The 13,375-nt window shown below is 52.2% G+C and carries 13 protein-coding genes; 6 read left to right on the top strand and 7 right to left on the bottom strand.

The genetic code is table 11. The features are described from left to right. Positions 1-19 precede the first annotated feature (19 nt). Both MWH02_RS17240 and MWH02_RS17245 read right to left on the bottom strand, forming a co-directional pair. A complete protein-coding gene (locus MWH02_RS17240) occupies positions 20-970 on the bottom strand; it encodes an ATP-grasp fold amidoligase family protein (RefSeq protein ID WP_101763051.1) in 951 nt (316 codons plus the stop codon). 8 nt (positions 971-978) lie between these two features. Next, entirely contained in the window at positions 979-2,235 is a 1,257-nt protein-coding gene (locus MWH02_RS17245; protein WP_101763052.1) for an oligosaccharide flippase family protein, read from the bottom strand. 526 nt (positions 2,236-2,761) lie between these two features. Between MWH02_RS17245 and MWH02_RS17250 the strand changes: the two genes are divergently transcribed. Then, the gene (locus MWH02_RS17250) at positions 2,762-3,157 is read left to right on the top strand and encodes an IS3 family transposase (RefSeq protein WP_008109970.1); all 396 of its coding nucleotides are present in this window, start codon (positions 2,762-2,764) and stop codon (positions 3,155-3,157) included. Between the two features lie 933 nt (positions 3,158-4,090). Here the strand turns inward: MWH02_RS17250 and MWH02_RS17255 are convergent. Together MWH02_RS17255 and MWH02_RS17260 are read right to left on the bottom strand one after the other, a co-directional pair. Then, positions 4,091-5,044, bottom strand: coding sequence for a DMT family transporter (locus MWH02_RS17255; RefSeq protein ID WP_271461122.1), 954 nt, complete (start codon positions 5,042-5,044; stop codon positions 4,091-4,093). Between the two features lie 72 nt (positions 5,045-5,116). Further along, positions 5,117-5,947: an AraC family transcriptional regulator gene (locus tag MWH02_RS17260; protein WP_101763054.1), complete on the bottom strand. Its 831-nt coding sequence runs from the start codon at positions 5,945-5,947 to the stop codon at positions 5,117-5,119. A 121-nt stretch (positions 5,948-6,068) separates the two neighbouring features. On the opposite strand from MWH02_RS17260, the gene MWH02_RS17265 reads away from it, so the two are divergent. The 3 genes from MWH02_RS17265 (at position 6,069) to MWH02_RS17275 (ending at position 7,570) form a co-directional block, all read left to right on the top strand. Further along, on the top strand, positions 6,069-6,596 hold the full coding sequence (locus MWH02_RS17265; RefSeq protein ID WP_271461123.1) for an isochorismatase family protein: 528 nt from the start codon (positions 6,069-6,071) through the stop codon (positions 6,594-6,596). A 72-nt stretch (positions 6,597-6,668) separates the two neighbouring features. Next, on the top strand, positions 6,669-7,112 hold the full coding sequence (locus MWH02_RS17270) for an Xre family toxin-antitoxin system antitoxin (RefSeq protein WP_101763056.1): 444 nt from the start codon (positions 6,669-6,671) through the stop codon (positions 7,110-7,112). Continuing rightward, positions 7,109-7,570 carry an RES family NAD+ phosphorylase gene (locus tag MWH02_RS17275; protein ID WP_271461124.1) on the top strand — a complete coding sequence of 154 codons (462 nt, stop codon included), beginning with the start codon at positions 7,109-7,111 and terminating at the stop codon, positions 7,568-7,570. Before MWH02_RS17270 ends, MWH02_RS17275 begins: the two co-directional genes overlap by 4 nt. A 72-nt stretch (positions 7,571-7,642) precedes the next feature. Here the strand turns inward: MWH02_RS17275 and ssb1 are convergent, their stop codons facing one another. Next, entirely contained in the window at positions 7,643-8,197 is a 555-nt protein-coding gene (ssb1, locus tag MWH02_RS17280) for a single-stranded DNA-binding protein SSB1 (protein ID WP_192236001.1), read from the bottom strand. Between the two features lie 222 nt (positions 8,198-8,419). Between ssb1 and uvrA the strand changes: the two genes are divergently transcribed. Beyond that, a complete protein-coding gene (gene uvrA, locus MWH02_RS17285) occupies positions 8,420-11,248 on the top strand; it encodes an excinuclease ABC subunit UvrA (protein ID WP_110868157.1) in 2,829 nt (942 codons plus the stop codon). A 219-nt stretch (positions 11,249-11,467) separates the two neighbouring features. After that, complete coding sequence (locus MWH02_RS17290; RefSeq protein ID WP_271461125.1) at positions 11,468-12,532, top strand: NAD(P)-dependent alcohol dehydrogenase; 1,065 nt, start codon at positions 11,468-11,470, stop codon at positions 12,530-12,532. Positions 12,533-12,538: 6 nt separating this feature from the next. Here MWH02_RS17290 and MWH02_RS17295 read toward each other — a convergent pair whose 3' ends face one another. Both MWH02_RS17295 and MWH02_RS17300 read right to left on the bottom strand, forming a co-directional pair. Further along, positions 12,539-12,889, bottom strand: coding sequence for an MmcQ/YjbR family DNA-binding protein (locus MWH02_RS17295; RefSeq protein WP_101763060.1), 351 nt, complete (start codon positions 12,887-12,889; stop codon positions 12,539-12,541). 3 nt (positions 12,890-12,892) lie between these two features. Then, complete coding sequence (locus MWH02_RS17300) at positions 12,893-13,309, bottom strand: secondary thiamine-phosphate synthase enzyme YjbQ (protein WP_061718371.1); 417 nt, start codon at positions 13,307-13,309, stop codon at positions 12,893-12,895. Positions 13,310-13,375: the final 66 nt, after the last annotated feature.

Genomic DNA, 13,375 nt, shown 5'->3' on the forward strand with positions numbered 1-13,375 from the left:
TTTATTTTGCTGTGTGATTCTAAATTTTCTTCAATACGGCCGGAATGGTCACTTCCGCCACCGTGATGCCCGGTATCTTCGTACCGCGACGATCCTGAATCCACATATCACCCATCATCTGATTTAGCCCGCGATCCAGACCGGTCACCAAACCCGCGCCCGGCGTGAAGGTTAATTCGCCGAAGTAGATCTGCTCGTTATCGATGTACCAATCCACGCGCACATAATCGAAATCGCTCGCCAGCTTTTTACTCAACGCCAACGCGTGCTGCAACGAGGCCATTTGCGGCGTCACGTCCAGGCCGGTATCACGAATTTTGTGATACGCCTCGTTGAGGTTGTTGACGTAGAAGTTCATCGACAACAGCGGATTGCAGCGGTTGTAGATCACCTGCAGCACATACTCAAAGCTACCGTCGCGCTTGTTGAACATATGGAACTTGTAGTCAATCGGTGCCGATTTACCATCGCCAATGTACTGCTCCACCAGAATGCGTGGCTTGATGTAGCGATAGTGAATCTCGCGCGCTTCGTTGGCGAAATCGGTCTTCAGCCAGCGATGGCAATCGTTGATAATCTGCTGCTTCTTCAACGCATCCGGCTCTTCCAGCAGGATCTCCACCATGTTGGAGGCGTGATTCGGCTTGATAACGGTATTTTTCCAGCTCGGCAGCGTGTGCAATGAGCTGGGATCGCTGGTCTCGTAAACCAGCGGGATCAGGTATTCGCTGCCCACCTTCTCGGCGATATATTCACGCACCGAATATTTGTCCGACAGACGACCATAAATCTGATAATCGCCATGGATGAATTTGCGATACAGCACCTTCTCGTTAAACACTTTCGGCTCGCGCAGATTAGGCAATTTGCGGAACTTGTGAAAATAGTAGATACGATCCTGGTATGCCCAGGGCATCTTCTTGATGAAGTACTGAACGCTTCTTCTGAGTTCATCTTTCAACTTGAGCATATCTGACCTCATTTGTAGGTTTTGTAGTTGAGTGAGGAAACCTGGATTTTTTGGATGACGCCGTTTTTGAAGAAGTAATTCATTACGGTAAGAGACAGCAATTCTGAGATGAAAACGCTCCATGCGGCACCCATGATGCCGTAGCTCTGGATCAGCCACCACGACAGCGGCAAGCTGATGACCATCAGGCAAACGATTTTCTTCAACAGATAATTAAACCCGCCTTCTTTGACCATGTAGCGATACGCCACGGTCCCCATCGCCGAAAAGCAGGTTGCTAACGACAACAACGTAATGAGACTTCCTGACTGTGTGTACTCGTGACCATATAAAGCGATGATGATTTTTTCGCCGTACATCGCGATCACCGCTAACAACAACAATGAAACACCCATGACATAACCATTAAGCCGTGCTGTCAGCTTGATGGCGGTTTCTCCACGCTCACGGAAGATTTCCGAAAAGCAGGAAGTGATGATGGCGACCGGGATAAAAATCCAGGAGGCCGAAATGGTATTGGCGGCGGCGAACAACCCAAGATCGCGCGCTGAGGCGATGCCTGCCAGGAACATCTGTGCCGCTTTCACCTGCACCGAGATAAAGATGCTGGAGATGGCCAGCGGCAATCCGGCGTACAGCAAGTAGCGCAGATAGGTGTTGCGCTTATCCTGCGGCGGCGCCACATCCTGATTTTCGCGATAAAAGTTAAAACGCTTAATGACGTACGGCACCAACGTGACGGCGACAATCGAAACGGTCAGCCATAGTGGATTGAGGTGCAGCCAGGCAATGGCGAAACTTAAGCTGAAGCCCAGCAGCAATCCGACAGAGTTGGCGATGGTATTCAGCCGCGACGCTAAGCGCGCATTGTTGTAGACACTGAAGGTGTCCTGCGTCACGAAAACCGAAGAGATAAACGAGGCCAGTGCAAAAGCGAGGAAGTTTTCCTGCATGTTGTACCAGACCCAAATCAAGACGGGCAGCGATGTGAGCAACAGCAAAACCATGCGCATGTTGCGCGCTACGGTCATCAGGCGGAGCCCTTTCGGTGCACTCTTACTGATACGTTTAAACAGAATGGTTTCCGTACCGAAAATCGCCACGGTCTGCACCATGGAAAACAGTGAGGTCGAAAACGCCATTTGGCCAAAGATGGTTGGACCAAAGGATTTTGCCACGTAGGAGGTCACAAATATGACGCCGAACACGGAGACGATCTTTTCAGACATCATCCAGGCGGCATTCGACATTACGCTCAATTTCATTGACTGATCCTTAGTATTACGAACTACAACAACTTTCGGTACAACGTCCTTGAAATGAATTAACAAGCGCTCAGTGGGCCTGACTTAATTTATTAACTTCAAACCAAACTGGTCCGAAAAATGAGACTCGCGTCAGCAATTAGGAATTATATTCAGGAAAATTCCGATTATATCCGGTGCGAAACTCGGTGGATGTAAACGATTTCAGCCTAAATTCTAAGCAAAAGTTTACTGGCATACCCTGACATTTCTGCAAGTGGTTTATGCCGATTTTCCAATGAATGTAGTATTTTTCTGCATTTGGGATGGAGAGAATTTATATCAAAAACCTAAAGCCAGGAAGGCGTTCAATGCCATTCGGAATAAAATAAGATTTATCCCATGATGATATTTCTTCTAAATATCTTAATTTAACCCTCGCAATTCAAATCGCGCACTTTAATACTGCATTAATAGTGTTTTTGCAGTGCCAGATATTAATACAGTAATTCTCATCCACTAATTGATAAGAAAGGTAATAGCATTTATGAGAAAGTCACGATATAGCGAAGAGCAAATCACAAATGCCATTAAAGCTTCTGAAACGGGAGTGAAAGTCAGGGAGATTTGTGAGGAGCTTGGCATTTCCGAGGCCACTTTCTATAGCTGGAAGAAGAAGTTTTCTGGGCTCTCTTCCGAAGAAGGTAGAAAAATCAAGGAGCTGGAAGATCAGCTACTTAACCTCACGCGTGAGCTGCAATCACTGAGTTCCGATAAAGAGATGCTGCAAAGCGTATTGAAAAACTTCTTCACCACCAATGAAAAGCGTCAGGCGGTTAACTTTCTGCAAACGACATTCGACATAGGTACCCGTCGTAGCTGCCGTTTACTGGATATTAGCCGTAGCGTTTATCATTATCCTGCAGGTACAGATAATCGCTAATACCATTAAGGCCGATGTTATTTGACCTAATGCTGAGATTTGTTCTTACCAGAAGATATGAAGATCATTTAATACGGCGTTCACAACATAACAATTCGCACCAATTTTTCCTGATGAATACCATCGCGGAATTGCTTCCTTTTTTGCGGTAAAATAGATTCACATCAGCAAAAGTCTCTCTATTCAAGCCATTCTAACGAAGTCCAATCTCATTTCGGTGAGATTGGCGCTTCGATTATTACTTTACCAACATTAATCATCAGTCCTGAATGCGGATAGTTCTGTTAAGCATTAATGAACAACCGCGTGTAACCGCTCACACACAACCTCTGTTTTCATCTGGATCTGTTCTGAGATCGATTCGTCAATCGTTTGACACGCGTAGACCATAACTCCCTCTTCTGTTGCCAGGAATAATCCTGATAACAAAGGTTACCTGCCCTAAACAATAACGGCCAAAAAGCGGGAAATAAGTTAAATTCCTGCACCCTATTCATCGCTACGCTTAATGGTTTTTTGCCAAAGGTTAATGGAATCTTTCTTAACATCTCTCGATTCCCTTAAGCAAAAAGTGGTTTTCAAGTGCCAATCTTCAGTGCCAAATGGCAATAAAAGGTAGGTTAGATGCATGTTTTTGCGCGTTAATGCGTCGGTTTTTTCCGCTTTAGGGCCTGCGATAGCCAGGAAGATCGGAGATTCGTGAAGGTTCAGGAAGCCTTAATACGGTTAAACACTCATGCGCCGGACGAAACGGTATGACTTTTTATGACAAATCAGCGCTAAAAAGAGGGCTGTAATTAGCCAAAATGTTATATCGATGGCCAGCTGAGCGCCTGAATGGGCGAAGAGGCGCGTGAAAAGGGTTAGTCAAATTCTTAAAATACAGCGTAGTACGCTGCCGAAATGATTTTTCAGCAGCCCTATTTTGATGACCTATACCGCAGTGATGCGCGGCTCGGGTTTAATACGCATCGCGTAGATCACGCCAATAATCAAACAACCAATGCCAAGCGCGGTTAGCAGCGGCGGCCAGCTTTGTCGCCACAGGAATGTCCACAGCAAACCGGCTAAGGTTTCGAACACAATCAGCGGCCCCATGATCACCGTCGGCACGCGTTGGCTGGCCGCATTCCAGCAGAGCGTGCCCAACCATGAGCAAATCAGCCCGATACCTAACATCAATAATAGAAAGCGTTGCGGCTGCGGCCCGAATGGCAGCGCAAATGCAGGTTGCTGCCAGTGAAGCTGCACGCAGACTAATAGATAGAACACTATTGCCAGCGGCAGCGTCACCAAACCTTGTGCCGTCGCCCAGCTGGATGGCTTGTGCTGGGGATGCGCACGTAACCATAAACCATTACGCAGCGGATACCATGTCCAGCATGCCACCGCCAGAACCGCTAACCCTAAACCGGTGAGATAGCGCGACCAATCAAAATCGGGGCCTTGCGTCTGGAGTTCGGCGGCATTCACGCAAGCCAGGCCCACAGCAATAATCAGCAACGCTGGCGTCAATTTACGCCACGGCAAGCGCCCTTCAAGATGGCCATAACAGAGATTGGCCGTCACGGTAATCACCACCGGCAAGGTGCCGATAATCATGGTAGAAATGGGCGCGCCGGTGCGTTGAATCGCGCTGGCGAGAAACGCGTAATAGAGCAAATTGCCAATCAGCGACAGCTTCAGCGCTTCAATCCAGTCTTTGCGCGCCAGCTGACGCAAACGACGGCGATCCAGCCAGGCGAGCGGCAACACCACCAAACCAAAGGCGACGTAGCGCCCGGCCGATTGCAAGGTGCCGGGATAATCCGGTATTAACAGCGGGCCCACAAAGATCAATCCCCACATCAGTCCCGCCGCCAGCGCAAACAGTATTCCAGCAAACATAAACTCTTCCTTTATATGCATTCCGCTGCAGTGTGACGCAGGCGGGGGCTAAAGGCTTGTAGCAGATTGCGGTTAGCGTGAAGGGAACACTTGTTTTTGATAGCGGCCCGGCGTGATGCCGTAGCGATGCGCGAAGGCGCGGGTGAGATGAGCCTGATCGGTAAGACCAACCGATGCCGCGACGGTTGCCGCACTGTCGCCGCGTGCCAGCTGCTGTTTTGCTGCGAACAGACGAAAAGCCATCAGCATTTGATGCGGCGTGACGTGGAAGTGTTGTTTAAAACTGCGCAGGAAATGCCACGGCGACAGTGATGCCAGCGCCGCAAGTTCTTCGAGGCGCACCGGTTCGGCGAGATTTTCACGCAAATAGTCTCTTACCGCATCAAAGCGATGTGCACCTTCGACAGGTCGCTGCTGTCCCTGACGCGCCAGCGGACGCATTAACTCCAGCAGTTCGAGCAAAATGCTTTCACGCTCCAGCGGGGTTTCCGCCTGCCACATCTGCGCCAGCAATTGAGAAAACGGCTGCGCCAGACGCGCATCGGTGCGCAGAGCATCGGTGAACCACCAATGACGATCGCCGGTCAGACGATCCATCTCCTGCGGATCGATATAGATCATGCGATAACGCCAGCCTTCGTCGCAGGCAGATTCACCGGTGTGCAGCTCGTCAGGATTCATCATCACCAGCGAATGCTGCGGCGCGGTGTAACTGGCGCCGCGATAGCGAAAGCGCTGGGCGCCGGATTCGATAGTGCCGATGCCAAAGGCTTCATGGGTATGCGGTTCAAAAGCGTAGCGGGAGATGTGCGCCTGATACAGCTCGATGCCCGGCAGCTCAGCGAAATGCTGAAACTGCGCACGATCTTGCTCACAAGGAAAGATTTCAGGAACCACCTTCACGACACACCTCCGGGAAAAATCGCTTATAAGCATGCGCGGCAGTGGCGATAAATGCAAAGCGGATTTGCTTTACCTCGTTGCGAGTTCACCGGACACTGTCAAAACTTAACAGGAGATCAAAATGGCTAATCGTGTGGTTGTGGTAGTGGATATGCAAAATGGCGTGCTGGCATCGCCGCGTTTTGATCGTGCCGGACGCTGCGAGCGGATCAATCAGTTAACCGCTGCGGCCGATCAGGTGATCTTCATCCAGCACGTTGGGCCAGGTTTAGAGGTCAATTCAGCAGGCTGGGCCATCGTGCCCGAGTTGCAGCAGCCGGCCAACGCCATCTTTGTCAATAAAACCGCCTGCGACAGTTTCTGGCAAACCGATCTCGCCGCTCAGCTCGACCAACGCAGTATTAAAAGCTTCGTTATTTGCGGCTGCGCGACCGATTACTGTGTCGATACCACCATCAAAGTCGGCGCCAGCCTCGGCTATCACATCACCGTCGCCGCCGATGCGCATACCACCGCCGACCGCACGTATGTTTCCGCGCAGCAGCAGATTAATCAGCACAACGAAGTGTGGGCCGATTTGATTATGCCGGGCAACCCGGTGCTGGTACGTGAGACGGAAGCGTTATTGCGGGAATGGCGACCGCATTAGAGGTTCTGCTATTGAAAACTTCTGACAAGTGTCAATAATAGAGTATGACATTTGTCAGACCTGGAGAATTTTATGAGAGCCTACATTCCTGATGGCAAATCACATGACAATGCACTTTGGCGCTTTGCTGGCTTACCCCCACGCGGATTGGAGCTAACTCGCATGCTTGAGGCGGGCTTGCCGGTCGCGGTGATTGATGACATTCGTCATTGGTCGGCAATGAGTAGAGCCGAAATTATGAAGGTCACTGGCATCAATGAGCGAAATATTGCCCGCCGTAAAAGCGCAGGTAAAAGCTTGTCACCCGATGAGAGCGAACGCATAGCCCGCTTCGTCCGAGTGATGGATGCAGCCGTTCAATTGTTTGGTGGTAATAAAGAAGATGCTACGCAATGGTTAAGCCGGCCGGTCAAAGGATTAGGTAACATTGCCCCTATTACATTGCTAGCCACTGAAAGCGGCGCACTGGATGTGCTCGATTTGATTGGCCGTTTGGAGCATGGTGTCTTCTCGTGATTTTCTATCGGCTAACCAAAACGCTATACGCTTCTGAAGCCTGGACCGGCAACGGTGCGAAACAGTACGGTGGCCGCTGGAATCACAAAGGCCACGCAACCATTTATGTCGCAACCTCGGTTTCACTTGCTGCGCTTGAAGTGCTGGTGCACGTTTCGAACGAGTCGATTTTGGATGATTACACTTTATTCAGCATCGAGATTCCTGACGATGAAGTCTCCTATATTGGAGAAGCATTTTTGCCAACCGATTGGCGACAGGATCCGGCTCCGGTTTCGACTATGGATTTGGGTACAGGTTGGCTTCAATCGGGGGAAGATGCAGCGTTGATTATTCCCTCAAGCATTATTCTGATGGAAAATAATGCGATATTGAATCCGGAACATACGGTATTTGAGGATTATCTGTCGAGCATAAAAAAGCTGCCGTTTTCATTCGATAAGCGATTGATTAAATAATAAAAATATCTTTTTTGAACAATAAAAAGCCCCGCATTGCGGGGCTCTGAACAGATACTACATTCTGTATTTTTAGAACGGAATATCGTCGTCAAAATCCATTGGCGGTTCGTTGTTAGCAGGCGCGCTCTGCTGCTGTGGACGCTGCTGCGCACCGCCGCTGAACTGGTTGCCACCGCCCTGCGGCTGCTGTTGTGGCTGCTGTGGCTGGCCCCAACCATTGTTATTGCCGCCGCCCTGGCCGCCCGCTGGTGCGCCACCTGCGTTCGCGCCCTGCTGACGTCCGCCCAGCATCTGCATGGTGCCGCCAACGTTAACCACCACTTCAGTGGTGTATTTATCCTGGCCGGCCTGATCGGTCCATTTGCGGGTACGCAGCTGACCTTCGATGTAAACCTGAGAACCTTTACGCAGGTATTCGCCAGCCACTTCCGCCAGCTTGCCGAACAGCACAACGCGGTGCCATTCCGTGATCTCTTTGTTTTCACCGGTTGTCTTATCGCGCCAGCTTTCTGACGTGGCCAGCGTAATGTTGGCTACCGCGCCACCATTTGGCATGTAGCGCACTTCCGGATCCTGACCCAGATTCCCGACTAGAATCACTTTGTTTACGCCACGACTGGCCATGTTGCTGTCTCCCGATGAGTTGATGCTAAAAGTCTAAGCGAAAAATTGTATCACGTCACATTGGCGTGTGCCCACTTTAGAGCGGGATTCCAAAATTTATCGGCGGACGGAATAGCAAAAACACTGGATATTTATTCAGTTTATTTTTTGTGCCATAATGGACCGTTTCTGCTGGTCGTGCTGGCAAGGCATGGCGAGTGTTGTTCAATCCGGGAAAGGTGAATGGATAAGATCGAAGTCCGCGGTGCTCGCACCCATAATTTGAAGAACATCAACCTGATCATCCCTCGCGATAAGCTCATTGTGGTCACCGGTCTGTCAGGTTCCGGTAAGTCTTCGCTGGCGTTTGATACGTTGTATGCGGAAGGCCAGCGTCGCTATGTCGAGTCGCTTTCGGCCTATGCGCGCCAGTTTCTTTCATTAATGGAGAAACCGGACGTTGACCATATTGAAGGTCTTTCGCCCGCCATCTCCATTGAGCAGAAATCGACTTCGCATAACCCGCGTTCCACTGTCGGTACCATTACCGAAATTCACGACTACCTGCGCCTGCTGTTCGCGCGCGTGGGTGAACCGCGCTGTCCGGATCATGACGTTCCACTGGCGGCGCAAACCGTGAGTCAGATGGTCGATCAGGTGCTGTCGCAGGAAGAAGGCCGTCGTCTGATGCTGCTGGCACCGGTGGTGAAAGATCGCAAAGGCGAACACACCAAAACGCTGGAAAACCTCGCCGCGCAGGGCTATATCCGTGCGCGTATCGATGGTGAAGTGTGCGATCTGTCGGATCCACCGAAGCTGGAGTTACAGAAGAAGCACACCATCGAAGTGGTGATTGACCGCTTCCGCGTGCGCGAGGATCTGGCAACGCGCCTGGCCGAATCCTTTGAGACCACGCTGGAACTTAGCGGTGGCACCGCGATCGTCGCCGATATGGACGATCCCAGCGCCGAAGAGATGCTGTTCTCGGCCAACTTTGCCTGCCCAATCTGTGGCTACAGCATGCGTGAACTCGAACCGCGCCTGTTCTCGTTCAACAATCCGGCTGGCGCCTGCCCGACCTGCGATGGCCTGGGCGTGCAGCAATATTTCGATCCCGATCGAGTGGTGCAGAACCCCGAGCTGTCGCTGGCCGGAGGCGCTATCCGCGGCTGGGATCGCCGTAACTTCTACTACTTCCAGATGCTGCGCTCGCTGGCAGAGCATCTGCAATTCGATGTCGAAGCTCCGTTTAACAGCCTAAGCGACAAAGCGCGCGAAGTGATTCTGTACGGTTCCGGCAAAGAGAATATCGAATTCAAATACATCAACGATCGCGGTGACACCTCAGTGCGCCGCCATCCGTTTGAAGGCGTGCTGCACAACATGGAGCGCCGTTATAAAGAAACGGAATCCAATGCGGTGCGCGAAGAGCTGGCGAAATTTATCAGCAACCGTGCCTGCGCCAGCTGTGAAGGTACGCGTCTGCGTCGTGAAGCGCGCCATGTTTTTGTTGAAGACACCAACCTGCCGACCATCTCAGAAATGAGCATCGGTCATGCGATGGATTTCTTTGCCAACATGAAGCTGAGCGGCCAGCGTGCGCAGATTGCGGAAAAAATCCTGAAGGAGATTGGCGATCGCCTGAGCTTCCTGGTGAACGTCGGCCTGAATTACCTGTCGATGTCACGCTCGGCGGAAACGCTCTCCGGCGGTGAAGCGCAGCGTATCCGTCTGGCCAGCCAGATTGGTGCCGGTTTAGTCGGCGTGATGTACGTGCTGGATGAACCCTCAATCGGCCTTCACCAGCGCGACAACGAACGCCTGCTTGGCACGCTGATTCACCTGCGCGATCTCGGTAACACGGTGATTGTGGTGGAGCACGATGAAGATGCGATTCGTGCCGCTGACCATGTGATCGATATCGGCCCAGGCGCGGGCGTGCACGGTGGTCAGGTGGTTGCCGAAGGTGATGTGCACGCGATCATGGCGAATGAAAATTCCCTGACCGGCCAGTTCCTTAGCGGCAAACGTGAGATTGCGATCCCTCAAGAGCGCGTTAAAGGCGATCCAGCCAAAGTGCTGAAACTCACCGGTGCGCGCGGTAACAACCTCAAAGATGTCACGCTGACGATTCCGGTCGGCTTATTTACCTGCATCACCGGCGTGTCCGGATCGGGTAAATCGACGCTGATCAACGATACGCTGTTCCCGATTGCGCAGCGCCAGCTCAACGGCGCGACCACCATCGAAGCCGCGCCTTATCGTGAGATCGCCGGTCTGGAGCATTTCGATAAAGTGATCGATATCGATCAGAGCCCGATCGGTCGCACACCGCGTTCGAATCCCGCGACCTACACCGGCATTTTCACTCCGGTGCGTGAACTGTTCGCCGGCGTGCCGGAAGCGCGTTCACGCGGCTACAATCCGGGGCGCTTCAGCTTCAACGTGCGCGGCGGACGCTGCGAAGCCTGTCAGGGTGACGGCGTGATCAAGGTAGAGATGCACTTTCTGCCCGACATCTACGTGCCGTGCGACCAGTGCAAAGGCAAACGCTATAACCGCGAAACGCTGGAGATTAAATACAAAGGCAAGAGCATCCACGAAGTGCTGGATATGACCATCGAAGAAGCCCGCGAATTTTTTGATGCGGTGCCGGCGCTGGCGCGTAAGCTGCAAACGCTGGTCGATGTCGGCCTGTCGTATATCCGTCTGGGCCAGTCAGCTACCACGCTTTCTGGTGGTGAAGCGCAGCGCGTCAAGCTGGCGCGTGAGCTGTCAAAACGCGGCACAGGCCAGACGCTCTATATCCTCGATGAGCCGACCACCGGCCTGCACTTTGCGGATATTCAGCAGTTACTGGAAGTGCTGCATCAGCTGCGCGATCAGGGCAACACCATCGTGGTGATTGAGCACAACCTCGACGTGGTGAAAACCGCAGACTGGATTGTCGATCTCGGCCCGGAAGGCGGCAGCGGCGGCGGTGAAATCCTGGTGTCCGGCACGCCAGAAACGGTGGCGGAGTGTGAAAAATCACACACGGCGCGTTTCCTTAAGCCAATGTTGAAGAAGTAAACTTCTCTCAGGCCCGCCATTGCGGGCCTGTTTTTTTCTGTCGGATTCCGCAACGAAATGCAGGAACAGGCAAGAATCAGACAACTTCAGGCATATACGCATTCCCCCCTGCTGACTATCCTTACAACGTTCCTTTTGGCGTCCCTTACGCCCTTTATCCCTTCAGTGCGCTGAACGGGATCCCGCATAGAAATCACGACACATCCTACTGGAGACACCATGAATATTACGCATGCCTATGCCGCACAGGACGCGAAAGCAAAACTCGCCCCGTTCGATTTTAAGCCACGCGAACTGCGCGCTCATGATGTGCAGATTGAAGTGTTGTACTGCGGCGTCTGCCACTCGGACCTGCATACCGCGCGCAACGAATGGCGCAACACCATTTTTCCTGTAGTGCCTGGCCATGAAATTGTTGGTCGCGTGACGGCAGTTGGCGCTCACACCCACAACTACAAAGTGGGCGATTTGGTCGGCGTTGGTTGTATGGTTGATTCCTGCCGCAGCTGTCCAAGCTGTCAGGAAGGGCTGGAGCAGTATTGCGAGGATGGCTTCGTTGGTACTTACAACGGTGAAGACCGTGAAACCAAAGCCATCACCTACGGCGGTTACTCCACCAGCATGGTGGTAGATGAAAGCTTCGTGCTGCGCGTACCAGAAAATCTCGATCTGGCGGGCGTTGCGCCGCTGCTGTGTGCCGGTATCACCACTTACTCACCGCTGCGCCACTGGAATGTCGGTCCGGGTAAAAAAGTTGGTATCGTCGGTTTGGGCGGCCTTGGTCACATGGGCGTGAAGCTAGCTCATGCGATGGGCGCACATGTGGTGCTGTTCACCACGTCACCGTCAAAAATTGAAGATGGTAAACGTCTGGGCGCTGATGAAGTGGTGATCTCGAAAGATGCCGACCAAATGGCCGCGCACACCAACAGCTTCGACTTCATCCTGAACACCGTTGCAGCGCAGCACGATCTGAACCCGTTCATCGCCCTGCTGAAGCGTGATGGCAACATGACGCTGGTCGGCGCGCCGGAGCACGATCACCCGGCACCGCAGGTCTTCAACCTGATCTTCAAACGTCGCAGCATCGCCGGTTCACTGATTGGCGGCATCGCGGAAACCCAGGAAATGCTGGATTTCTGCGGCAAGCACGGTATCACTTCAGATATCGAACTGATCGCGATGAATCAAATCAACGAAGCCTACGAACGTATGCTGAAAAGCGACGTGAAATACCGCTTCGTGATTGATATCAATACTCTGCGCGAGGATTCTGCGGCTTAATTTGCCTCAGTGTTCATCATGGTTGACGCCCGCCGCGCGCGTGGCGTCAGCCTGTTGCCAGGAAGCATCCACCAGATAGTAAATCTGCGAATCTTTTAGCGAACCATCCAGCCACAGCGTGCTCCAGTGCGACTTATTTAAATGTTCGCTGGGAAACACATCGTTGTGCTCCTCACGTAATAACTCCGCCAACGCAGGCGTGGCTTTCAGCGACAAGGCCGGACGCCCTTTTACCTCATAAAGCATGGCAAACAGCACACCTTCACTTTTAATCTGCGTCGCCTGCCAGCACTCTTTAAAGCTTTGCTCCGCGCCCGGCTTGCTCATGCAGTAAGTCAGTAAATCCGAAGTATTCATCTTTTATTCCCCTTGTAAGGTTGCCACGATACGCCGCGCACCGCCCTGCACCCGATGTTCACCCAACCAGATTCCCTGCCACGTACCTAACATCAGACGACCGCGGTTAACCGGAATCAGCAGCGAAACGCCGAGCAGTGACGATTTGATGTGTGCCGGCATGTCGTCTGCCCCTTCGTAATCGTGCTGATAAGGCGCACTTTCCGGAACATGGCGTAAGAAATGCTGCTCCATATCGCTGCGCACGGTGGGATCGCAATTCTCATTGAGCGTTAACGACGCCGATGTGTGTTGCAGCAGCAGATGCAGTTGGCCGACGCGCACATCGGATAAGCCATGAAGCTGGCCGACAATCTCGTCGGTGATCAGATGAAAGCCGCGCGCTTTGGCGCCAAGCGTAAGCGTTTGTTGATGCCACATGCCAGAATCCTAAAAGTAATTACACCGTTTAAGTGTGCAGCATGTCGGCGAAAGGTAAACCCTGAA

The organism is Pantoea leporis, assembly GCF_028048155.1.
Classification (GTDB): Bacteria; Pseudomonadota; Gammaproteobacteria; order Enterobacterales; family Enterobacteriaceae; genus Pantoea; species Pantoea leporis.

Excerpts from the sequence above, each read along its gene's own strand:
- uvrA (WP_110868157.1), top strand. The coding sequence starts at position 8,420 with ATGGATAAGATCGAAGTCCGCGGTGCTCGCACCCATAATTTGAAGAAC.
- MWH02_RS17250 (WP_008109970.1), top strand. The coding sequence starts at position 2,762 with ATGAGAAAGTCACGATATAGCGAAGAGCAAATCACAAATGCCATTAAA.
- MWH02_RS17290 (WP_271461125.1), top strand. The coding sequence starts at position 11,468 with ATGAATATTACGCATGCCTATGCCGCACAGGACGCGAAAGCAAAACTC.
- MWH02_RS17270 (WP_101763056.1), top strand. The coding sequence starts at position 6,669 with ATGAGAGCCTACATTCCTGATGGCAAATCACATGACAATGCACTTTGG.
- ssb1 (WP_192236001.1), bottom strand. The coding sequence starts at position 8,197 with ATGGCCAGTCGTGGCGTAAACAAAGTGATTCTAGTCGGGAATCTGGGT.
- MWH02_RS17255 (WP_271461122.1), bottom strand. The coding sequence starts at position 5,044 with ATGTTTGCTGGAATACTGTTTGCGCTGGCGGCGGGACTGATGTGGGGA.
- MWH02_RS17240 (WP_101763051.1), bottom strand. The coding sequence starts at position 970 with ATGCTCAAGTTGAAAGATGAACTCAGAAGAAGCGTTCAGTACTTCATC.
- MWH02_RS17295 (WP_101763060.1), bottom strand. The coding sequence starts at position 12,889 with ATGAATACTTCGGATTTACTGACTTACTGCATGAGCAAGCCGGGCGCG.
- MWH02_RS17265 (WP_271461123.1), top strand. The coding sequence starts at position 6,069 with ATGGCTAATCGTGTGGTTGTGGTAGTGGATATGCAAAATGGCGTGCTG.
- MWH02_RS17300 (WP_061718371.1), bottom strand. The coding sequence starts at position 13,309 with ATGTGGCATCAACAAACGCTTACGCTTGGCGCCAAAGCGCGCGGCTTT.
- MWH02_RS17245 (WP_101763052.1), bottom strand. The coding sequence starts at position 2,235 with ATGAAATTGAGCGTAATGTCGAATGCCGCCTGGATGATGTCTGAAAAG.